Raw genomic sequence first — 21,816 nt, 5'->3', positions numbered from 1 at the left:
GCGTGATCGATAGCGTCAACAAGCCGGTGAGCAGCCGGGTTCCTGAACATTCCTCATAACATAGCTTGGTACCTCATGCTCCATTTGGCCGCAGCCCGCTGTGGCCTGGTCCTAGCGCATTGGACACCTGCCAGCGCAGTTCCGGGAGCACGTTTTCCTCGAACCAAGGGTTCTTTGTCATCCACCCTCTCGACCTCCACGACGGGTGCGGCAAGGGAAAGTGGCGGGGAAGGTATCGATCGAAGTGACGCACGCGGTCGGCCATCCTTCCTGAACCGAGCACATGTTCCTGTGCGTAGGTCCCGACGAGTAGGGTGAGCTGCAGGTGGGGAAGCTGTGCGAGCAGCGGCTCCCGCCAAAGTGTCGAGCATTCAGGGCGAGGCGGCGCATCACCGCCGCCGCTGGCTCGCCCGGGGTAGCATAAGGCCATCGGAACGATGGCGACCCGTGCCGCGTCGTAGAACTGCTCGTCAGAGATGCCCATCCAGCGCCTCAGCTGGTCGCCGGACGCGTCAGAGAAGGGGATGCCACTCGCGTGTGCCTTGGTTCCTGGCGCCTGACTCGCGATCAGAAGGGTGGCACTCTTGGACAGCTGCAGGACGGGCCGCGGGCCGAGAGGGAGGTAATTGGCGCATGCGCTGCATGATCGCACCCTCTCTATCAAAGGCCCCAATTCGTCCGCAGTTCCTCCGTCCATAAGTTGTGAATGTCTCCCTGCTTGAGGTGTTCCCTGGCCAAAGCCCGATGTATCGCATTGCGATATACCAACGACATGGCTATAGGTTTTTGCACGCCCGTGGGGTGATACGATTTGTGTCTGCCCGGCTCGGACCGAATTGATGGAGAAGTGGCATGGCGCACGCGCAAGGCTCAGAATGGCCGGTGCTTGCAGCTTGTATCGGCAGAGATCGCCCACCGACGGCCGGTGAGATCGACAGACTTGCAAGCCGGATCTGGCACGAAACTCATCCAGGTGCACTCGGGTGGGACAGTGTGACGCGAGGCAGCGAGCTTCACAGGCAAACGTTCGAGGTCGCACTTGTGGCGGTGGGGATGCCCCAACGTGACGATGTGCACTCGTCGACGTTGCGCCAGCGAGCACTACGCGAAAGCCCGATCTCCGAGTCCATTGAACACAACGTGTCGCTTGCGCCCAGAACCCTGCCTCTACCGGAGGAAGGGGATACCGTTTCGGCGTCTGTGGCTCCGGAAATGAGAGCGGACATCGATCCGAGCGGCGAGCTTCTCGGCGATGACGATTATGCCACTTTAGCTGCGTTCCGCCAGAACCTCCGCAGCTTTCTCCGTTTCAGCGAAATTGCGGCCGAGGCAGCCGGCATCACTGCGCAGCAGTACCAAGCGCTCCTTGCGCTGCGAGCAGCCCCGGATTGCCAGCTTTCGGTAGGCGAGTTGGCAGACCAGATGCTGCTTCAGCCGCACAGTACGAGCGGTCTCCTTAATCGGCTCGAGGCTATCGGCATGGTTGAGCGGCTGAGGTCAGGGAGCGACCGGCGGCGGGTTGGGATCCGGCTCACCGCGGCGGGGCGGGCGCTACTGTCATCACTGGCGAATGCGCACCGTGCGGAGTTAGCACGGCTGCGTCCGATGCTTGACAACGTGGTTTCCCGGCTGTGACAGGTCGAGAGATGCCTTCCCTTGTGCTGCACTCTATGGGGCACACGGATGCCTGAGATGCTCCCGGTTTTCACAATCGGCCATTCGACCCGCTCAATCGTTGAGTTCGCCGCCTTGCTGCAGACTGGCGGCGTGCAGCTTGTCGTGGATATTCGCAGCGTCCCGAAATCGCGGACCAATCCACAATATAATCTGGACGCGCTTCCCGATGCCTTGGCCGAGTTCCAGGTGGCCCATATGCGGTTCGCGGAGCTCGGTGGGCTCCGGAAGAAGTCGGGAATGCCGGCGGACGCGAACGCCTTGTGGCGCAACCAGAGCTTCCACAATTATGCGGATTACGCCCTTTCAGAGCCGTTCCGTTCCGGTCTGGCCCATCTCCTCCAGGTGTCAGCGGAGCGCCGTACCGCCATCATGTGCGCGGAAGCCGTCTGGTGGCGGTGCCATCGCCGGATCGTAGCCGATTACCTCATCAAGGAGGGCAGACGCGTGTTCCACCTGATGTCGGAGACGACGGTGAGCGCTGCTTCAATGACCCCCGGGGCCATCGAAGCAGCAGACGGTCTTCACTACCCAGCTCAAGAGCTAGGCGCGGCAACCGAATAGCATCGTCATGCGGGCAGTTCGAAGCTATCCGCCCGCGCGAGATTCCAGGCGGCACTGTAGAAGTCACGGTTATGGGAGTTGGTGAGCAGCTCGCCTTCCTCAAGGAAGATGTGAAGCTGTGAGAACAGCCGGATCTCGGTTAGAGACACGCGCCGCACCAGATGATGGGGGCCAAGCAGCGAGGGATGGTCCAGGCCTGCCGCCGCGGTCATCTCAGCGAGCGCCTTCATGGTGTTTCGATGGAAGTTGTACAGTAAGCGTGTTCGGCAAGCCGCCTTGCGGTAGCGCCGGTAGGCGGGATGCTTTTCGCCTTTGATGAGGGCGCGGGCGGTGCGGGAAGTTGTGGGTTCTACGACTGGTCATACGAGCGCTCGTATGACCAGTCGTATGGAAGTCGTTGGCCGTGTATCGGGCCGACGGCGATGGTCGGATGCGGAGAAGCTGGAGATCCTGGCGGAAGCGTTCCGGCCGGGGGGCGGGTTTGCGACGTCATCGCCCGGCGTGAGGTGTCGAGCAGCCTGATCTACACGTGGCGCAAGCAATTGCGGGAGGGCAAGCTGGCGGGCGTCGTGGCTTCGTTACCGGTGTTCGCCGAAGTGCAGGTGGCGGAACCGGTCGTGCGGACACCGCAGCCGGCACCATGTCCACCGGGGTTCATCCAGATCGAACTGCCGGGTGGCGTACGGGTGAGCGTGGATGTTGCCGTGGATGCGGGGGCGCTGGCACGGGTGCTGTCGGTGCTGCGATGAACCCCTCGACGCCTTCGTCTTCGGCGACACTCCCATCAACGAAGGGCTGGTGCGCTCACTGTACAGCGGCTCGTTCCTCTCCGGTCGGCGCAACGTCGTGCTGGTCGGCGGAACGGGCACCGGCAAGACGCACCTTGCCACCGCCATTACCGCCAACGTGGTGCGGGCCGGCGCCCGCGGGCGCTACTTCAACACGGTCGACCTGGTGAACCGGCTCGAGGAGGAAACGCGCCTCGGCAAGGCCGGCACGCTGGCGGCCCAGCTCTCCCGGCTCGACCTCGTGGTGCTCGATGAGCTCGGCTACCTGCCTTTTGCCCGCTCGGGCGGTCAGCTGCTCTTCCACCTCGTCAGCAAGCTCTATGAGCAGACCTCCGTCATCGTCACGACGAACCTCGCCTTTGGTGAATGGCCGACGGTCTTTGGCGACCCCAAGATGACCACCGCGCTGCTCGACCGCATTACCCACCATTGCGACATCGTTGAAACCGGCAACGACAGCTGGCGCTTCAAACACCGAAGCTGACGCCCGGGGCACCCCGAAGAGGACGCTTTGCGCTGGTTGCGCCTCCGGTCGGGCTGCGCCCGCCCTACGCCGCAACCAGCGCAAACGGTGCGACCCTCATACCCGTCACGCTGCTTGACGAAGGGGGTCCCTTTTGCACGCCGATAGAGGGTCCTTTTTGGACGCCGATTGACAAGCCTCTTCGAAAGACCTGCGTAGAAGCGGTCGTCGAGCGACTTCATCACCGGGTTCTTCCACCCATCGGTCAAGCCCTGAGTGAAGCCGGCCGGATCGTCGCGGCGATACGCCTCGAAGTCTGCAAAGATACCCGCAGCTTCAAGGTCGCCCATCGCGACCAGGCCTTGCCTGATGTCGCTGAGGGTGCCTTCGACCAGCCTGCTGTTGTGCCCGAATTGGGCGTGGCCACCGTTGTTCACCTGGGCGAGGTAGTAGTCGACGCTATAGCCCATCAGCAGCTCGGGGGGCAGCTCGGCGCGCGTGAATCCGCCGTCGAACAGAAGCCGGTTGACGATCTCGACAACGGTTTCCGTCATGTAGGACGGATTGTGGCTGTCCATGATGGACTGCGCCATCGGCACACGTGCCGCGTGGAACGGCTGCTCAGGAACCGCGCGCGTGGGGCGTTTGCCCCAGCCGAATAGCGCCATAACTTCCCCCCTGTGGCTCCGGTGATGGCCGGCCAGTAACGTCACGCCGGCTCACGCCTGCCGATGGTGACAGGGACGCTGGTTCGCACAAGGGGGGAGTTGGAGTGATCACGCGAAAGCCGACGCAAGGCTCGCCTCCGCGCGACCAGTACAGGTTAGGCGGCCTCGGCTTCGCCAATCTTCCGTTCGAGATGGCCATGCTCATGGTCATGAACCAACTTGGTCAGCGATGGCTCGTCCATCTCGGCCAGCAAGTCGGACAGCTTCTCATTCGGCTCCGCGCCTTGGGCGAACGATGACCCATAGATCTTCCGCAGGGTCCTCACGAGAGTGTTGCCATGTTTGCGGCTGATCTCACCGTTCTTGTCACGGTGACGTCCATGCAGACCCGGTTGCTCCATCATGATCTCCCGTCTGAGCAGTTTGGTAGACGGGAGAACGCGGGGGAAGAGGCTCTGCTCCAACGCAGGCGCGAGCCAGTTCCTCACCGCCGTTGATGCTGTTCCTGATTTAGCTGGAAAAGCCGCGACAAAACCTCATCGTCTAAGAGGCGCCCGGAACGCCAATCGTCCCCCCATCCATAGGCATCTGCAACGGCTTCATCGAGCACTGCATGAGCATTGGCTAACCACTGCGGCCGTGCATTGTACAGGTTGGTCAGCGTCCGCGTTTTGAGTTCCTTTGCGGCATCCTCATCCTTGGGGATAAGACGATCGGGATAACCCGCTACGACCTCCGGAATCCGGATAATCAGCTCTTCCGGGTTGAGCCAGCTTTCGCGACCGTCGTTTAGCCGCGCTGCAGCCGAAGCTATTGCTTGGGCTCGAGGATCATCGGCATAACCGGCAGCCGGTCGGTTTGGCGTCAGACCATCAGGAAATGGGAAGGTCTCGAACCCGAGAGAGGGTGTATATTGGGGGTCGTTTCCGACGCCATGCCAGCCGCCAAGCGCCAACGACCACAGCTCGTGAAAACGGGAATGTAAGATGCCAAAGGTAGTATCGTCGTCTCGGGCGATAACAGCCACGCGGCTGTCTGGCACGGTAAGCGGCTGCGCCCAAACGAACAGGCGGTGCTTTGCGACACGGGGGGTAAAAATCGCTCTCGTGAGACCAGCGCATGCCTCGGCCATGTCACGTCCGGACCTACCCAAACGCCACCAGTTCTCACGCCGGCCCTCGTCACGATTGCGATCCCGCAAAGGTTTCACATCGGTTCTGACATACTCGAATGGAGCCTCGAAGAACGCGGCTTCGTCGAGAGCCATCTCGCCGAAGTTGACGATCCACCGATCAGAAGGCCGTCTAGTTATATCCATGCCATTTAGGAGTGGGCGCACAACCTCTGCGTTCAAACGGCCATTCGGATTCTTGGGCTTCCTCAGCCAGCTCCTTGCGGTTTCCCCTTCCACATCGAACGGCCCAACCTTGACCGGACCTTGAAACGCGACGTTCCGGTTCGCTGCGAGGCGGGCCGCAGTCGTGAGATCGGCACCGCCGCGCTCGGCTGACAGATCGGCAAAGATCCGACCGACCGGGACGCCGTTCAGCTGAGCGGGCAGCCCATGGTCACGGTCGAAGCACACCAGCGACACCCGAACCGCCGCTCCCTCGACCGTCCATCCTTCGTCACTCCAAGCAGCGAAGATGCGCCCCTGGTCAACGACCGGCTTTAGGACATCACGGTTTGCACTTCCTCGAATGCTATTCGTTGTCACGAGCCCTGCGCGATCCAGGCGTTCCCCGGCCATCATCGACCACGCTGCAGCGAACCAATAACAGACGAGATCAGCGCCTCCGGGCACCTCGGGCCACGCCTCGCGGAGTGCGCGAGTATAGTCCTCACCGAGCTCGGCGATCATCTTCTTGTTGCCCAGGAAGGGAGGATTTCCAATCACGGCATTTGCAGTCGGCCATTCGGCACGTGTGCCATCCTCCCGGAGTACCGCGTCTCGACACTCGATTGTCTCGAGTGGTCGAAGGATGGGGTTCTTGGCGGCATCAAACCCATTCCGCCGCATCCACTGGATTTCGCCGATCCAGACCGAAACTCTCGCGAGCTCCGCAGCATACGGGTTAAGCTCAATCCCGAGCACGCATTCGGGGCCAACGCGCGGAAAGCCCCGGGGCAAGCCGAGCGCCTCGGAATCGAGATTGGCTCTGTGCTCTATGTCCTTGAGCGCCCGCAGCGCGACATAAAGGAAGTTGCCCGACCCGCAGGCGGGATCGAGGACTCGGTACTGTGCCAGCTGCTCAATATAGGATTCGTGGATTGCCGCAGCCTCGGCAAGCGCGCGGGTGCGCTTGCCCAGCTCGGCGCCGCGAAGAAGCTTTTCCTTGGTTTGACGGGGGGCATTCTCGACGAGCGTGGTCATACGGGCTCTGGCTTCGGCCCACCTGGCCTCCATGGGCTCGATGATCACAGGGCGCACGATCGCCATGATCTTGTCGCGATCGGTGTAATGCGCGCCCAATTGGCTGCGCTTTGCGGGATCGAGCCCGCGCTCGAACAACGTACCAAGGATAGACGGGTCGACCTGGCTCCAGTCTCGCCCGGCTGCGCGTAGAAGCTGCTCGATGTCGTCCGCTGTCACAGGCAGAACGGCGTCGTTCTCAAATAACCCGCCGTTGAACCACTCGATAGCGGTGAAACCGACCTTGCCGCCACGATGGGCCATAGCGCCGAATAGCGTCGAGGCGTTTTGCGAAAACTCGTCTACGCTGCGGCGGCTCACCTCGAGCATTTTAGTAAACAGGTGATCCGGGAGGAGGCCAACATCCTCCGCGAACATGCAGAATACCAAGCGATTGACGAAATGCGCCACGTCGTGCGGCTCGTGGCCGCGATCACGCAACCGCTGAGCCAGTCCGGCGAACTCAGCGGCCGTTTCCTCGGTGAGTTCCTGACGCGACTTTTTGGGACGGAAGACCTCCGGATCAAGAAACGCGGCCCTGAGCCGGTCCCGCACCGCAGCGTCCACCAGGTCGTCGAGCACAAATTCGTGCTTTTCCTGCACGCTGTTGGTCCAGTTGGTCCGGATGACGATTCGGGCCATGTCGGACACGATCAGCAGCGGCGGATTCTCCAGGGCTACCGCATATTGAAGCAGTTGGGCGTTCGCCTTGTCGAGATTGGCATGACGTCCTTTATATTCCCAGGCGAAGCAGCCTTTGCGCCAGACATCGGCCCACCCCTCTCCGCCGCTCGTTTTGCTGGCACCCTTCTCGAAGGTGAACCAGTCACCCGTAGGATCGGCCGACACCGGATCTGGCAAGCCAAGGAGCGCGCAGAGATCGATGAAGTGGCTCTGTGACGCCGACCGCTCCTTCAGTTCGTTCGCACGCCACTTGGTGAGAAAGTCGTAGGGCGTCATAACATCCAAATCGAAGCAGCGGGGAGGATGCAGGGCATAACTGATTGTGCTCCCCGGGCAATCGCGCTGGAGCAGCGGTCAGCCTCGTGGACCGACGCCACGCCCACATGGCGCCCATCCGGCACCCGCTGGAGCGAGTCCGGCGGACTGAACTCGATCGAGCGTCCGCATCCGGCGAACATAGTCGTATTTCCGGCATTACCAGACGCCGGCGACGCAACATCGGCAGTATGGCAGCTGCTTCCGGCTTTGCGATTGTAGGTTTCCCTGAAATAGTGGACGTAATCCGTCCACAGCAGCACCAGAAAAGAGTAGATTTGTGCCTTAACCAGTGGACGTCGGGCGCACTGGTCGACCGCGCCGCATCCGCGTGAGCCTGCCGCACCCAAAAGCACGAATGTGCGACTACTCTGCCGGAGGGCGCACGTTGGTGATGGTGATGCCTACATCAGCGCTCGCTAGTGGTCCGTCCGTCGTGAGCATCTCGGCCTGCAAGTCGATCGCCAAGGCAAGGCACGCCCGATCGCCGAGAGACAGACCGAGCGCCTTCGTTGCTGGCCGGAGGTCGCCTACTATGAGTGCCTGGGCAGGAGTGAGCGGCCGGACATCGAGGTGCAGCCCGCCAAGCGCCTCACGCACCTCGTCGAGCGGCAATCCCCGGTCCCGAAGCTTGGAAACGACCTCAGCGAGATTGGCCGTTCCGATGATGCTGCGGGTCAGGACGTCGACTACCCGATCCGCACCGGGTTCATCGTTCAGAAGGCAGAGCAGGGCGGAGGCGTCGAGTACGACTTTGCTACTCACGCTCCGCCTCACGCCGACGCTCCGCGATCAGCTCGTCAGCCAAGCCGACACCTTCGGGCACATACTTGCGCAGGATCGCGCGAGCACGCTCAAGTGCCTTAGGTACGGAACGTACCCGCAACTCGCCATCGTCCACATCGACGAGAACGGTGTCACCCGTGGTGATCCCGAGCTCACGGCGCATTGCTGCCGGGATAACGAGCTTACCACCGTCCACGATCTTGACCCTCTGTGCTTCCATCTGCACCAAACCCGCTGTTCCGACCTGTCCAACGGCTTTATACCGGAGAACAAAGTCGGACGCCAGTGCGCAGGTAGGGATCGATGCACGGCCGATCACCGAAATAGCGTTCATCGATGATGGAGCAGCTACTTAGACCCGGTCCGCTTGGCTACGCTACGTAGGATCGGTAGTTGCCGTTCTGAGCCGACTGGGGCATGACTGGCTCACAAGGGTATACTCATGGGAGCCGGGGAACGATGAGCGGCACCTCAAGACCGAACGTGATCCAGGCGGCACGCATCTACCTCCGGGTCAGCACCGAACAGCAGGACCTAGCCCGCCAGGAGGCGATCGTTGCCGGCGCCCGCGCCTCGGGCTTCTATGTGGCGGCGGTCTACCGGGAGAAGGCGTCGGGCGCGCGACCCGACCGACCGGAACTGCTACGCATGGTCGCCGACCTCCAGCCGGGCGAAGTGGTGATCGCGGAGAAAATTGACCGGATCAGCCGTCTGCCGCTCGCCGAAGCGGAGCTGTTAGTCGACGCAATAAGAGGGAAGGGGGCGCGGCTCGCCGTGCCGGGAATCGTGGACTTAACCGATCTCGTGGCTGACAGTGCCGGGGTCGCCCGGATTGTGCTCGAAGCGGTGCAGGACATGCTACTGCGTTTAGCGCTGCAATCCGCACGCGACGATTACGAGACGCGCCGGGAGCGGCAGCGTGAAGGGATCGAGATCGCGAAGCGGGCAGGGCGGTACACCGGGCGAAAGCCAGACCTTGCGCATCACCGTCGCATTATCGCTCTTCGAGATGCTGGCATGAGCATCACTCGTACTGCCGAGCTAGCGGGATGTAGTATTGCTCAGGTTAAACGCGTGACAGCTTTGCACCGGGCGAAGTCTTCTATTCACGCGCCGTCAAAGGACGAACTGACCACTAATCAATTTGATCAACGGCAGAGAATCGTTGAAGGCTAAGCGGCCCCACGCCGCGAGACGTGGGGCCGTAATATTTCAGGCGAGAAGACGCACGTCCGGTTCACGGTCGTAGAAGCGCTTTGCCGCCGCGTTCAGGAAGGCGTGATCGATGTCGACGACGCCATCGTCCGGCTCGACCCCCGCCTTCTCGAGCAACGGCCTCGCAGCCCCCGTCATGCCGATCGCCTTCAGATGCCCGAAGGCATCCATGACGAACTGAATGGCCGGCCCCTGCTTCAGTAGCGAAGCGCATCCCTCCTCGTTCACCAGGATTGCGACAGCATCGAATATCTGGCTTGGGGTGCCGGCCAGCTGGCCGTCCGCCTTGCGCTTGCTGCCGTCGGACAAAGTGGTGCCGATCTTCGGCGCGACGATCACCGCCTTACCCTTCTCGGCCTCGATCGCAGCGACGAGCTTGGCCAGCGCGTCAGCATCCGTACCATCGGCGATCAGGATGCCGACGGCACGACCTTCGAGGAGCGGCTTCATGTTCTTGTGGATCGACAGCGCATTCGAAGGCGCCATATCGATCGTCGGCCGGGCAGCCGGCGTGGGCTCGGGAAGATCGATTCCCAGCCCATCAGCGACCCGGCGCGCCAGGTCCTCGTCGACGTTGCGCAGATTGGCGACCATCCGCACAGGCACCTTGTCGAGCAGACCCACCTTCGACAGCTCGAAGACATAGGCCGACGCGATATGCGCCTGCTCGCTTTCTGTTTGCGAGCGATAGAACAGACGCGCCTGGCTATAGTGGTCCGCGAACAACTCGGCACGAACCCGAAGCTTGTCGCCCTCCTCGTCCGCGCCGGTCGCCGCGTTGGTCGTGACGAACCCACGCTCCATGCTCGCGCGCGGGCCGCCCTCCTCGCCATGCTCCGCCAGACTGTTCGGCTCGTAATTCGCACGTCCCTTGGGCACCTGCGTCTGCATCAGGCCGTCGCGCTGGAAGTTCGCAAAGGGACACCGCGGCGCATTGATCGGGATCTGATGGAAGTTGGTCGTGCCGAGCCGCGACTTCTGCGTATCCAGATAGCTGAACAAACGCCCCTGCAGCAGCGGATCGTTGGTGAAGTCGATCCCCGGCACGATGTTCGTCGGCAGGAATGCGACCTGTTCGGTCTCGGCGAAGAAATTGTCAGGATTGCGGTTCAGGGTCAGCGTACCGATGACCCGGACGGGCACGTCCTCCTCGGGAATCAGCTTGGTCGCATCCAGCACGTCGTAGGGCTGGGCCTCGGCGAACGCCTGATCGAACACCTGGATGCCCAGATCCCACTGCGGAAAGGCGCCGGTGTCGATCGCTTCCCATAGGTCGCGCCTCTGAAAATCATTGTCCGCCGCCTGGAGCTTGTTTGCCTCGTCCCAGATCGTCGACTGAAGGCCCAGCCGTGGTTTCCAATGAAACTTGACGAAGCTCGATTGCCCTTCCGCGTTGACGAGCCGGAAGGTATGGACGCCGAACCCCTCCATCATGCGGAACGAACGCGGCAGCACGCGATCCGACATCGCCCACATCAACATGTGGGTCGTCTCGGGCATCAGCGACGCCCAGTCCCAGAAGGTGTCATGAGCAGTCGCCGCCTGCGGATAGGCGCGATCGGCTTCCATCTTCACCGAATGGATCAGGTCGGGAAACTTGATCGCGTCTTGGATGAAGAACACCGGAATGTTGTTGCCGACAAGGTCCCAATTGCCTTCGCGGGTGTAGAACTTGACCGCGAAGCCGCGAACGTCGCGAGGCGTGTCCACCGAACCGGCTCCACCCGTCACCGTCGAGAAGCGGACGAACACCTCGGTCTTCTCACCCTTGGTGAATACCGCAGCCCGTGAGAGGTCACTGATGTCGTCCGTCGCTTCGAACACTCCATGGGCACCCGACCCTCGCGCGTGGACGATCCGCTCCGGAATACGCTCGTGATCGAAATGAAAGATCTTCTCGCGCAGCACGAAATCCTCGAGCAGCGTCGGACCCCGCTTTCCGGCTTTCAGGCTGTTCTGATTGTCGCTCACGGGAACGCCGTGGTTGGTAGTCAGCACGTCATCCGCACCGAGCGGCTGCTGGTGCGGCTCGCCGCCGTTGCCGAATTTAGTCTGATGGACGTCCGTCATGAGAAACCTCGAATAGCTTGTTAGAGGGTAACGATATCAAATCCTTAGGGTTGCTCGCGAAGCCAGATAACGGCCGCGCTTTGCATGAGCATCGATTTGTTCACGCGTCCATGCGGACAGGACCTATCTGATCCGACTGTCCCCGACGGGCGCTGTCGGGCGGAAGAATGCTCAGCTTGCCGCGGCGAATAACAGCACGAGAAGCGAACTCTGCCCTATAAAGCGTAGCCAACTGGAGATGCTCCGCGCGTTCGCGTCGTGGAGGACGTGCCCGCTCATCCTCGATGTCTTGCATGCGCCTACCTCCGATCAGCGCTGGAAACCGACTGTTCCTTGAGGAGAAGTGAAACCGCGTCGCGCTCCTGCACGAGTTCGGCGACGCTGCGCTGGATCATCATATGCTGGAAGTCGTCGAGCCGAAGCCCGGACACTCGCTCGACCGATCCGGGCGAGCAGATCGCAGGCACACCGCACATCAGCCCCTCCGGAATATCGTACTCGCCGGTCGAGGACAGGCCCATCGACACCCATCGTCCGTCCGACCCAAGCAGCCAGTCCCGCATATGATCGAGCGCGGCATTGGCGGCGGACGCGGCCGAGGATGCGCCGCGCGCCTCGATGATCGCGGTGCCGCGCTGCGCCACCTGCGGGATCAACGTGTCGGTGCACCAGTCGGGGTCGCCGATCAGGCGGGGCAGGGGCTCGCCGCCGACGACGGCGTTCGTCCAGTCGGCATACATGGTGGGCGAATGGTTGCCCCAGACCGCGAGCCGCTCGATCTCGCCCACGTTGACGTTCGCCTGTGTCGCCAGCTGGCTGGCGGCGCGATTGTGGTCGAGCCGGATCATCGAAGTGATGTTGTCGCGGGCGAAGCCGGGCGCGTGCTCGGCCAGCACCCAGGCGTTGGTATTGGCCGGGTTGCCGACAACCAGCACCCTGGCTTCCCGCTTCGCGGCCCGGTCCAGAGCCTGGCCTTGCGTACGGAAGATGGCGGCATTGGCGGCGAGGAGGTCGCGGCGTTCCATGCCCTTCGAGCGAGGCCGGGATCCGACCAGGAACGCGGCGTCGATGTCGGCGAACGCGACGTGCGGATCGGCGGTGACGTCCACCCCTTCGAGCAGCGGGAAAGCGCAGTCCTCAAGCTCCATCACCACGCCCCAGACTGCCGGCAGCGCCTGCTCGAGGTCGAGGAGCTGAAGCCGGACCGGCTGGTCGGGGCCAAGTAGGTCGCCACACGCGATCCGGAATAGGAGCGCGTAGCAGATCTGGCCGGCGGCGCCGCTGATGGCGATGTGGACGGGAGGCTTGGCTGACATGGCGGAAGTCCTTGGGTGAAGCTTGGCTAGGAAGAGGGCGGGGGGAGCGGAGCGAGGATGGCGGCCCGCTCTCCGCCGTCAGGTTGTCTTGTCTCGGGAGGGGGCGCGTCAACCTATGTAGACGGCTCTTCTCCCGCTTAGATCGCCGGAGCCGGATAGCCCGTCGGTTGTGGCATCGGCGGCGAACCGGTCGGACGCACAAGCGCCGCATCATGGTAGGCAGGCAGCAACCAACCGAACAGCAGTGGTCGCCCACGTGCGATCCAATAGTCCAGGCTGAGAAACCGACCAGCGCCATAGAAGAGCAGGACGGCCAGCATGATGACATAGGTCACGGTGAACTCGATCCCATTATTCAGGATGATCGGATCGCCAAGCTTGGTGATATAGTTGAAGCGGCCAGGGAAGTTCTGCGCAAGCCACTCCATGAAAGCCTGGAAGCGCAGGGTCGACTCCGCCGTCTTGCCCGCGATCGCAGCCCAGCCATGCGACCAATGAACCGACAGCCCGGCAACCGTCATGGTCACCATCAGCGGGATCGAGATCAGCCGCGTGAAGAGGCCAAGCGCGAGACAGATGCACCCGGCCGTTTCCGTCGCGGTGGCCAGCGTCGCCATGAGCAGCGGAGCCGGCATGTTGAGCCCGCCCTGGGCTGCGGGTGCCCCGAACCATTGTACCAGCGCGGAGAAGCCCGTCAGCTTGGCATGGGCACCTTCGTAGAAGATCGGCAGCAGATAGATCCGGATCGCAAGCAGCGGCAGGAAATCGAGCAGCTGGACACGGCGGAACGCGGTATCCAGCCAGCGGAAAATCATCATCGGAAAGTGTCCTTCTGATCGGCGAGAACAAGAAGCTGGTCGGCAAGGCCTTGTTCGACCCAGTCGGACACCAGCGGTGAGAGGGAGGGTTCGACGGCTTCGGCCAGCGCTCGCGATGTCATCGTCTCTTCCTGCTCCAGGCGATCCAGCAGCAGGCAGTCGCTGACGGTCAGCGGGCGGGTAAGGACATGATGCTCGCGCGTCCGGTACACCCCGTGCGGACGCAGTCGCGCGGGTGTGAGGCTGTCGTTCGCATCGATGAGCGCGGGATCGAACGGCAGCATGACCACGCGCAGCGTAGGATTGGCCGTGACCGGCCCAGCCGCGTCGGTGCTCCCTGCGGCATCGCCCGACAGCGCCGCCGGGTCGATTTCCACCTGGAGCAACACCCATTCATATTCGACAAGGGGCATCAGCGCGGGCGGCAGCACCGGCTGCCCTTGCGCGAACAGCACGAATTCGGTGGCGATCTGGTGGAATTGCGGCCGGCTCGCGGGATGCGCGGCGACGAAGGCATCCGCCGCCGCGGCCACCACGACCTCGCCCGCCATGCGTGCCACGGCGGGGAAACTGCAGCGGATGGCGTCGGCGACGTTCTCGCGCAACAATTGCCCGTACAGGTCGCGGGGATCACGCCGCGCCCGGCCGGCAAGATCGGCGATCTCGATAAGCAGCCGGTCGGGCGCCGCCACGTCAGGCGAGCGCATGAGCCGGCTCCGCCATCGCGGCCTGCACCGCCGCCACCTCCTCCGCCAGCTCGTCGAGCGAGGGTACGAAATTATCGCGCTCCAGCAGCAGCGGCCGCGCCCCGTGATGCTGCCACACCGCCCGGCCAAGCGCGGTCACCGCATCGGCGACCGGCGTGCCGTGGGTGTCGAGCAACGTGCCGTCCTCCAGCTCCAGATGCCCGGCGATATGGTAATAAACGATCGCATCGGACGGCAGCGCGGTGACGAACGCCAGCGCATCCTCGTGATGGTTGTGCGCGTTCACATAAGCGTTGTTGATGTCCAGCAGGAGGCCACAGCCCGACCGTTCGACCAGCGCAGAGACGAACTCGGCCTCCGGCATCTGGTCCGGGAAGCCGTGATAATAGGAAATGTTCTCCAGCACGAGCCGGCGCCCGGTCGCATCCTGCACCTGGTCGATGCGATCGGCCAGGTAATCGAGGTTGGACGCCCGCCGGGGCACCGGCAGCAGATCGTAGAGATAGCCGGTCTCGTCGCGCGACAGGCTGAGGTGATCGCTGTACAGGGCGATGCCGTAATCGTCGAGGAAACGCCGGACATCGGCGAGGAAATCCCGGTTCAGCTGTCGCGGATCCGCGATCGACAGGCTCAGCCCGTGCGCCACCAGCGGATAAAGGTCGGCGAGGCGGTCCAACTGGTCGCGCTTGCGCCCGCCGATCCCCAGCCAGTTCTCCGGCGCGATCTCCAGGAAATCGATGTCCCGCCGCCGGGGCTGGTCGCACAAGGGCGCGACCAGTTCCGGACGAAGGCCCACGCCGCGGGCGGTGGCACTCAGCGGCCGCATACGCCCTCGGCCAGCCGGTCCTGGCTGGTCTGGGCGACCTTGTATCCCTTGCCGCTCAGGCCGCACTGGCCGTCGCGGGCGCGGACCAGCTGGCCGCTGGGATCCTGCTTCAGCTTGGTCTGGGCATAGATCTTTTCCGTGCCGCACTTGCCGCTGGCGCATTTGCCGCCGCCGTGCGCCGCCGGGCTGGCGGTGGTGGTCGCGGCGGGTGCGGCTTCTGCCGCCTGCGCCGCGCTGGCTGCCAGCGATGTGACGGCGATGCCGAGGATCAGTTCACGCTTCATGACAACAACTCCTTGGGGTCAGCGGGACAAGGGAAAACAGGACAGGTCGCGTCCCGCGGCGACCGGGCCGTGGTAGAAGCCGCGGATGATCTGGATGTTGTGATCCTTGTCGCGCAGCGACCGGCCCATGAAGTGGTCCAGCACCAGCATCCTGGGGTGCGTTGCCGCGGCGATCTTGCCCACCACGGTCGGCGGGGCGTGCAGGAAGCGCGAGGCGGCATCGGCATCGTCGTCGATCGCCGCCGGCATCATCAGGATGTCGGCACCGCGCGCGAAATCGAGGAACTCGCGCCGGCTGCCGTTCTGGTCGGCGGACAGCACGATCACCCCCTTGGGCGTGGCGATGCGAAAGGCCAGCGCGGGGACGTCGCCGTGGGGAATGCCCAGGGCAGTGATGGTCACGCCATCACCCCGCCATACCAGCGTCGGCACCGGCTTGGCGACATTGACGTCAAATGCATGGACGTCGAGCTTCAATCCCTCGCTGGCCGAGGACAGGCCCGACAGATAGGCGAACGAGCCATGACCCTTACCGAACTCGCGCTGGAAGAAGCCGGTCATGCTGGGGAAATTGGCGTTGCCCGTCGGGCCGACCAGCCTCACCGCATGGCTGTTCGCAAGGAAATAGCCGCCCTTCAGGATCGCGGGCAGATCGGCGCTGTGATCCGTGTGGAAATGCGAGATGCCGATGAAGTCGAGGTCCTCCAGCCGCGCGCCCGACTGGCCGTAGCGCAGATAGGTACCGCCGCCGGCATCGATCAGGATGCGCGCCTTGCCGTTGATCCAGATGATCGCCCCGGACGAAGCGCGCGCATCGTCGGAGATCGGCCCGCCCGAGCCGAGCAGTTGCAGCGCAACACCGCTTGTGCCGCATTGCGGGACCTCCTGCGCCATCGACGGCGATGCCATGGCAAAGGCGGCAGCCATGGGCAGGCTACGCAAGAGCTTTTTCATCAGAGGGATCCTTGATGCTCCGGGATTGGCATCGCCGAGCCGGGTTTTCACACCGGATACGGAGAGTTGCGCGGTCACGGCTGAGAGGGTTGAAACCATGACAAGGAGATGCCTCGGCCTATCAAATCAATCCAACCGTTTGGTCCGATAGTTTTGATCTCGTATTGGGATCGATTGGAGCGCTTGGAGCGCTTGGCCACCGTTTAGGCTGAACCCATCAGCCACCACCGTAGCAGTCCGGCCACCAAGCCGAGTGCGGCGACGCTCGCCAGCCAGATCGCGCCCAGCCACGCGAGACGCTGCCAGAGCGGCGCCTGCATCAGTGATACCCCTCGGCGGCAACCTTGCCGCGGAACACCCAATAGGCCCAGCCAGTATAGGCCAAAATCGTGGGAATGATGACGGCGGCGCCGACGAGCATGAACACTTGGCTCTGCGCGGGCGCGGCGGCCTGCCAGATCGTCAGGCTCTGCGGCACGATGTAAGGATACATGCTGACCCCGAGCCCGACGAACCCGAGCAGGAACAGCCCGAGCGCGAGCAGGAATGGCAGGCGCTCGCCGCCACGTGCCAGCGAGCGGAAGAACAGCACGGCGGTGACGAGTACAAGCAGCGGCACCTGCGCCGTCACAAACACGCCGGGGACCGCGAACCAGCGCCGCCAGTAGGCATAGCTGAGGAAGGGCGTGGCGGCGCTCACTGCAGCGAGCGCGACCAGCATGGCGATCGCCAACCAGAACGCCATGCGCCGGGCATGTGCCTGACCCGACGCTTCCGTTTTCCACACCAGCCAGCATGCGCCGAGCAGCGCATAGCCGACGAGCAGCGACGCGCCGGTGAGCAGCGAAAACGGTGATAGCCAGTCGAGCCAGCCACCGGCATAGGTCCAACCGCCCGCAGCAGCATCGCTCCGCACCGAGATACCCTGAAGAATGGCGCCGAGCGCGATGCCCTGCGCTAGCGTCGCAACGACCGAGCCGATGGTGAACGCCGCGTCCCAGAGCGGGCGATGCGGCGCGTGCCGCCAGCGGAACTCGAACGCCACGCCGCGGAACACCAGCCCGAGCAGCATGGCGATAATGAGCGGGTAGGTCGCGGGCAGGATGATCGAATAGGCCAGCGGGAACGCTGCCAGGAGCCCACCACCACCCAGCACCAGCCAGGTCTCGTTGCCATCCCAAACGGGCGCGATGCTGTTCATCGCCGCATCCCGCTCCGGGCCGACCTTGAGAGTTGGAAACAGGATGCCGATGCCGAGATCAAACCCGTCCATCACCACGTAGGCGAAGATCGCGAAGGCGATGACGCAAGCCCAGGCGGTCGAGAGGTCGAGGTCGTAACTCATGCGTGCACTTCCACCTTCGGCCCGTCGGCATCGACGCCAGGCGCCGGTGTGATCCCCGCGGCGCGCACCGGCATGTGAGCGGGCTCTGGCTCGCCCGCGTCGGGCGAGCGCGCCATCAGGCGCAGGATATACCAGGTGCCTGCGCCGAAGGCGGCGAAGTAGACCAGCACGAAGGCGGTGAGTGAGGCGGCGACGGCCGGCGCGGCGAGCGGGGAGTGCGACTGGGCGGTGAGGAGATGGCCGTAGACCGTCCAGGGCTGCCGGCCGACCTCGGTCGTCACCCAGCCTGCCAGCACCGCGACGAAGCCCGAAGGCCCCATCAGGATCGCGGCGCGCTGCAACCAGCGGTTCTCGAACAGTGTCCCCCGCCAGCGCGCCCACAGGCTCCACAGGCCGAGGCCGAGCATTGCGAAGCCGAGCCCGACCATGAGGCGGAACGACCAGAACAGGATCGAGACCGGCGGCACGCGGTTCGCGGGGAAGGCGTCGAGCCCCGCCAGCGGCGCGTTCAGGTCGTGCTTGAGGATGAGCGAAGACAGCTTGGGCACCTCGATGGCATGATCCATGCGGTGGCGTGCGGGATCGGGGATGCCGAACAGAACGAGCGGCGCGCCATGCGGATGGCTGTCGAAATGCCCTTCCATCGCCGCGATCTTCGCCGGCTCATACTGGAGGGTGTTGAGCCCCTGGGTGTCGCCCGCGAAGATCTGGACCGGTGCCACCAGCGCCGCCATCCACATCGCCATCGAGAACATCTTGCGCGCGTGCGCGTCACCGGCGTCGCGCAGCAGGTGCCAAGCTCCGACCGCGCCCACCACCAGCGAGGTGGTGAGATAGGCGCCGATGACGGTGTGGACGACGCGGTAGGGGAAGCTCGGGTTGAAAATGATCGGCCACCATGAGCCGGCCGGCACGAACTGGCCCTGCGCATTGATTGCGAACCCGGCAGGGGTGTGCATCCAGCTGTTGGCATCGACAATCCAAGTGGCCGAGATCAGCGTGCCGAGTGCAACCATCGCCGTTGCGAGCAGATGAAGGCGCGGGCCGACCTTCTTCATTCCGAACAGCATGACGCCGAGGAAGCCGGCTTCGAGGAAGAAGGCGGTCAGGACCTCATAGGCCATGATCGGTCCGATCACCGGCCCGGCCTTGGCCGAGAACACCGACCAGTTGGTGCCAAACTGGTAGGACATGACGATGCCCGACACGACGCCCATCCCGAACGCCACCGCGAAGATCTTCACCCAATAGCGGAACAGGTCGAGATAGAGCTGCTTGCCCGTGCGCAGCCACAGGCTTTCCAGTACGAGCAAATAGCTCGCCAGTCCGATCGAGAAGGCCGGGAAGATGAAATGGAACGACACCGTGAACGCAAACTGCGCACGGGCGAGCACGACGGGGTCGAGCGATTGGAGCATGGGACGATGTGTCCTCCTGACTTCCAGATAGGTTGCAGGCGGCGGCAAATCACTGCGTCGGCTGAGATCATTTTGATCGGCTGACGGAACGGATTGGGCTGCCGCCTCTCGTCGCCAGCAGATCGATACGATCATGTGATTGGAACAAGCGCCACAAACGGTTGGTGTGATCGATCCTCAAAGCCTATCTCGTGGGTACAGGAGGCAACACAATGACGCTTGAGCAGCTTCGGATCTTTGTCGGCGTGGCGGAACGCGAGCACATGACGCGGGCCGCGGAGGCGCTCAACGTGACGCAGTCGGCTGCCTCTGGGGCGATCGCCGCGCTGGAGGGGCGCTACGGCGTCCCGCTGTTCCATCGCGTGGGCCGTGGCATCCAGCTGACTGAGGCAGGCCGCGGCTTCCTGGACGAGGCACGCTCCGTGCTCGGCCGCGCCGCGCATGCCGAGACGATGCTGGCCGACTATGCGGGGCTGGCGCGCGGCACGCTGAGGTTGGTCGCCAGCCAGACCATCGCCAGCTACTGGCTGCCACCGATCCTGGCGGCTTTCCATGAACGCCATCCGCAGATCGCGGTCGAGCTCGCGATCGACAACACGGAAGGCGCCGCTGCCCAGGTGCTGGATGGGGCCGCCGAATTAGGTTTCGTGGAAGGCGTAATCGACGAGCCCGCCTTGGCCGACTGGATCGTGGGGCAGGATCCGATGGTCTTGGTTAGCCGAGCGGACGTGGCCCAAGTCGACGAGGCGTGGCTCCGTGCCGCACGCTGGATCGTACGCGAGCAGGGCTCGGGCACGCGCTCCAGCTTCGAGGAGGTGCTACGTGGCCGTGGCGTCGATCCAGCAAGTCTCGATGTGACGATGACCTTGCCCTCGAACGAGGCGGTGCGGACCGCGGTAGAGGCCGGGGCAGGGGTGGCGGCGCTCTCGCGCCTCGTCGTGGCGCCCGCACTCGCGGCCGGCACGCTCGCCGAGCTGCCGTTCGTCCTACCCGACCGTCCGTTCCACGCGCTTCGCCACAAGGAACGCTACCGCACCCGGGCAGCCGACGCGTTGACCGACCTCATCAAGGAGCAGGCGAGATGACGCCCGACGACACCGGAAACCTCCAAGAAGTGAGCCGCGGTTGGCGCCCTTTGGTGCAGCTCGAACACCCGCGGGAGATGATCCGCCAGTTCACCCCCAACTGGTTCGCCGCGACCATGGGCACTGGCATCCTGGCGCTCGCCCTGCCGCAGATGCCGGGCATCGGCCCGGCGGTGAAGCCGATCGGGGAGGCACTGTGGCTGTTCAACATCGGCCTCTTCATGCTTTTCAGCGGCCTTTACGGCGCGCGCTGGCTTCTGTTCGGGCATGAGGCCAAGCGCATCTTTGGCCACAACACCGTGTCCATGTTCATCGGCACGATCCCGATGGGGCTGGCGACGATCATCAACGGCTGCCTCGCCTTCGGCATCGCCCGCTTCGGACCCGGGATCGTAGGCGTGGCGCAGGTCCTGTGGTGGTTGGACGTGGCGATGTCGCTCGCCTGCGGCGTGCTGATCCCCTACCTCATGTTCACGCGCCACGAGCACAACTTGGATGGTATGACCGCAGTGTGGCTACTGCCGGTGGTCGCGGCCGAGGTCGCCGGCGCCAGTGGCGGGCTGCTCGCGCCGCACCTGGTGGGCGCACACATGCAGATGGTGGTGCTCGCCACCTCCTACGTGCTGTGGGCCTATTCAGTGCCGGTGGCGTTCGGCATCCTCGCCATCCTGATCCTGCGCATGGCGCTGCACAAGCTGCCGCACGAGAGCATGGCGGCTTCCTCTTGGCTGGCGTTAGGACCCATCGGGACCGGTGCGCTCGGCATGCTGGTGCTGGGCGGCGATGCGCCCGCGATCCTGGCGGCAAACGGTCTGGGGCTGGTCGGCGCCCTGGCGCAGGGCCTTGGCACTGTGGCGGGGCTGCTGTTGTGGGGCTTCGGCCTGTGGTGGCTGCTGCTCGCGACGCTGATCACGATCCGCTACTGGCGGGCGGGCGTGCCGTTCAACCTCGGCTGGTGGGGCTATACTTTCCCGCTCGGCGTCTACACGGTCGCGACCTTCCGGCTCGGCACGACGCTGCACCTCGTCTTCTTCGGCGTGACCGGGACGGTGCTGACGGTGGCGCTCGCGGCGATGTGGCTGCTGGTGGGCGCCAAGACGCTGTCGGGGGCCTGGGCTGGCCGGCTATTCGTCTCGCCCTGTATCGCCACCCCGCGCTGAACCGCTCGCTTGAAGGGATCGGAACGATATGTGACGACCCTCGATATGGAAGCCGTCTTAGCCCCGCTGCAGTTGACCATTGCGTAGATGCCGAGCGGCTTTCCTGTACCGATCTCGAATGCCCCTGATCACCCCCCGACTTGACCAACACCGACGACAAGCTCTGCGGAAGAATGACTTTTTTCGAAGGCTGACCTGCTCCCCGTTTTCAGGCCGCTGATAAGTTAGCTTCGTTGTCCCGATGCCCGTGGCGGGGGCGGTTG

At 63.8% G+C, this 21,816-nt stretch carries 22 protein-coding genes and 2 pseudogenes; 7 read left to right on the top strand and 17 right to left on the bottom strand.

The window, feature by feature from the left end:
* Positions 1 to 73: 73 nt before the first annotated feature.
* On the bottom strand, positions 74 to 697 hold the full coding sequence (locus tag D9601_RS19035; protein ID WP_116463051.1) for a uracil-DNA glycosylase family protein: 624 nt from the start codon (positions 695 to 697) through the stop codon (positions 74 to 76).
* Between the two features lie 155 nt (positions 698 to 852).
* Here D9601_RS19035 and D9601_RS19940 point away from each other — a divergent pair, with 155 nt between their 5' ends.
* Positions 853 to 1,635: a MarR family winged helix-turn-helix transcriptional regulator gene (locus tag D9601_RS19940; RefSeq protein ID WP_232474420.1), complete on the top strand. Its 783-nt coding sequence runs from the start codon at positions 853 to 855 to the stop codon at positions 1,633 to 1,635.
* A 48-nt stretch (positions 1,636 to 1,683) separates the two neighbouring features.
* Positions 1,684 to 2,238 (top strand): DUF488 domain-containing protein, encoded by a 555-nt coding sequence (locus tag D9601_RS19025; RefSeq protein ID WP_116463053.1) that lies wholly within the window; start codon positions 1,684 to 1,686, stop codon positions 2,236 to 2,238.
* Between the two features lie 5 nt (positions 2,239 to 2,243).
* Here D9601_RS19025 and D9601_RS19020 read toward each other — a convergent pair whose 3' ends face one another.
* Positions 2,244 to 2,468, bottom strand: coding sequence for a hypothetical protein (locus D9601_RS19020; RefSeq protein ID WP_232474419.1), 225 nt, complete (start codon positions 2,466 to 2,468; stop codon positions 2,244 to 2,246).
* Positions 2,469 to 2,744: 276 nt separating this feature from the next.
* Here D9601_RS19020 and D9601_RS19935 point away from each other — a divergent pair, with 276 nt between their 5' ends.
* Positions 2,745 to 2,987, top strand: a complete 243-nt coding sequence (locus D9601_RS19935) for a transposase (protein ID WP_238995146.1) — start codon at positions 2,745 to 2,747, stop codon at positions 2,985 to 2,987.
* Positions 2,988 to 2,991: 4 nt separating this feature from the next.
* Positions 2,992 to 3,510, top strand: a pseudogene (istB, locus tag D9601_RS19010) (IS21-like element helper ATPase IstB); the annotation flags it as partial.
* Positions 3,511 to 3,710: 200 nt separating this feature from the next.
* Here istB and D9601_RS20250 read toward each other — a convergent pair.
* The 5 genes and pseudogenes from D9601_RS20250 to D9601_RS18990 all read right to left on the bottom strand — a co-directional run.
* Positions 3,711 to 4,043: pseudogene (locus D9601_RS20250) on the bottom strand (DMP19 family protein); the annotation flags it as partial.
* Between the two features lie 269 nt (positions 4,044 to 4,312).
* Positions 4,313 to 4,561, bottom strand: coding sequence for a hypothetical protein (locus D9601_RS19005; RefSeq protein ID WP_198355615.1), 249 nt, complete (start codon positions 4,559 to 4,561; stop codon positions 4,313 to 4,315).
* A gap of 80 nt (positions 4,562 to 4,641) precedes the next feature.
* A complete protein-coding gene (locus D9601_RS19000) occupies positions 4,642 to 7,530 on the bottom strand; it encodes a class I SAM-dependent DNA methyltransferase (protein ID WP_145147071.1) in 2,889 nt (962 codons plus the stop codon).
* A gap of 405 nt (positions 7,531 to 7,935) precedes the next feature.
* Positions 7,936 to 8,334, bottom strand: coding sequence for a type II toxin-antitoxin system VapC family toxin (locus D9601_RS18995; protein WP_116463056.1), 399 nt, complete (start codon positions 8,332 to 8,334; stop codon positions 7,936 to 7,938).
* Entirely contained in the window at positions 8,327 to 8,689 is a 363-nt protein-coding gene (locus D9601_RS18990; protein ID WP_198355614.1) for an AbrB/MazE/SpoVT family DNA-binding domain-containing protein, read from the bottom strand. The genes D9601_RS18995 and D9601_RS18990 overlap by 8 nt, the downstream gene beginning before the upstream one ends.
* A gap of 125 nt (positions 8,690 to 8,814) precedes the next feature.
* Here D9601_RS18990 and D9601_RS18985 point away from each other — a divergent pair, with 125 nt between their 5' ends.
* Complete coding sequence (locus tag D9601_RS18985; RefSeq protein ID WP_198355613.1) at positions 8,815 to 9,531, top strand: recombinase family protein; 717 nt, start codon at positions 8,815 to 8,817, stop codon at positions 9,529 to 9,531.
* A gap of 36 nt (positions 9,532 to 9,567) precedes the next feature.
* Here D9601_RS18985 and D9601_RS18980 read toward each other — a convergent pair whose 3' ends face one another.
* The 10 genes from D9601_RS18980 to D9601_RS18935 all read right to left on the bottom strand — a co-directional run bounded on the left by D9601_RS18980 (position 9,568) and on the right by D9601_RS18935 (position 19,308).
* On the bottom strand, positions 9,568 to 11,640 hold the full coding sequence (locus tag D9601_RS18980; protein ID WP_198355612.1) for a catalase: 2,073 nt from the start codon (positions 11,638 to 11,640) through the stop codon (positions 9,568 to 9,570).
* Between the two features lie 299 nt (positions 11,641 to 11,939).
* A complete protein-coding gene (locus tag D9601_RS18975) occupies positions 11,940 to 12,956 on the bottom strand; it encodes a malate dehydrogenase (protein WP_198355611.1) in 1,017 nt (338 codons plus the stop codon).
* Between the two features lie 137 nt (positions 12,957 to 13,093).
* Complete coding sequence (locus D9601_RS18970) at positions 13,094 to 13,774, bottom strand: HvfX family Cu-binding RiPP maturation protein (protein ID WP_198355610.1); 681 nt, start codon at positions 13,772 to 13,774, stop codon at positions 13,094 to 13,096.
* Complete coding sequence (locus D9601_RS18965) at positions 13,771 to 14,466, bottom strand: HvfC/BufC family peptide modification chaperone (RefSeq protein WP_198355609.1); 696 nt, start codon at positions 14,464 to 14,466, stop codon at positions 13,771 to 13,773. Before D9601_RS18965 ends, D9601_RS18970 begins: the two co-directional genes overlap by 4 nt.
* Before the next feature lies 1 nt (position 14,467).
* Entirely contained in the window at positions 14,468 to 15,277 is an 810-nt protein-coding gene (locus D9601_RS18960) for a DUF692 domain-containing protein (protein WP_332838056.1), read from the bottom strand.
* 17 nt (positions 15,278 to 15,294) lie between these two features.
* Positions 15,295 to 15,591 (bottom strand): hypothetical protein, encoded by a 297-nt coding sequence (locus tag D9601_RS18955; protein ID WP_061781379.1) that lies wholly within the window; start codon positions 15,589 to 15,591, stop codon positions 15,295 to 15,297.
* An 18-nt stretch (positions 15,592 to 15,609) separates the two neighbouring features.
* Positions 15,610 to 16,545: an MBL fold metallo-hydrolase gene (locus tag D9601_RS18950; protein WP_198355608.1), complete on the bottom strand. Its 936-nt coding sequence runs from the start codon at positions 16,543 to 16,545 to the stop codon at positions 15,610 to 15,612.
* Positions 16,546 to 16,748: 203 nt separating this feature from the next.
* The gene (locus tag D9601_RS18945; protein WP_173575250.1) at positions 16,749 to 16,865 is read right to left on the bottom strand and encodes a DUF2474 family protein; all 117 of its coding nucleotides are present in this window, start codon (positions 16,863 to 16,865) and stop codon (positions 16,749 to 16,751) included.
* Positions 16,865 to 17,890 carry a cytochrome d ubiquinol oxidase subunit II gene (gene cydB, locus D9601_RS18940; protein ID WP_198355607.1) on the bottom strand — a complete coding sequence of 342 codons (1,026 nt, stop codon included), beginning with the start codon at positions 17,888 to 17,890 and terminating at the stop codon, positions 16,865 to 16,867. Before cydB ends, D9601_RS18945 begins: the two co-directional genes overlap by 1 nt.
* Positions 17,887 to 19,308 carry a cytochrome ubiquinol oxidase subunit I gene (locus D9601_RS18935; RefSeq protein ID WP_198355606.1) on the bottom strand — a complete coding sequence of 474 codons (1,422 nt, stop codon included), beginning with the start codon at positions 19,306 to 19,308 and terminating at the stop codon, positions 17,887 to 17,889. Before D9601_RS18935 ends, cydB begins: the two co-directional genes overlap by 4 nt.
* A gap of 212 nt (positions 19,309 to 19,520) precedes the next feature.
* On the opposite strand from D9601_RS18935, the gene D9601_RS18930 reads away from it, so the two are divergent.
* Positions 19,521 to 20,393: a LysR substrate-binding domain-containing protein gene (locus tag D9601_RS18930; protein ID WP_198355605.1), complete on the top strand. Its 873-nt coding sequence runs from the start codon at positions 19,521 to 19,523 to the stop codon at positions 20,391 to 20,393.
* Entirely contained in the window at positions 20,390 to 21,553 is a 1,164-nt protein-coding gene (locus D9601_RS18925; RefSeq protein ID WP_198355604.1) for a TDT family transporter, read from the top strand. Before D9601_RS18930 ends, D9601_RS18925 begins: the two co-directional genes overlap by 4 nt.
* Positions 21,554 to 21,816 lie beyond the last annotated feature (263 nt).

It is taken from the genome of Sphingomonas sp. MA1305 (genome assembly GCF_016107325.1).
Classification (GTDB): Bacteria; Pseudomonadota; Alphaproteobacteria; order Sphingomonadales; family Sphingomonadaceae; genus Sphingomonas.
Note: the sequence above shows the minus strand (reverse complement) of the source record. Positions and strands in the feature narration are given on the sequence as shown.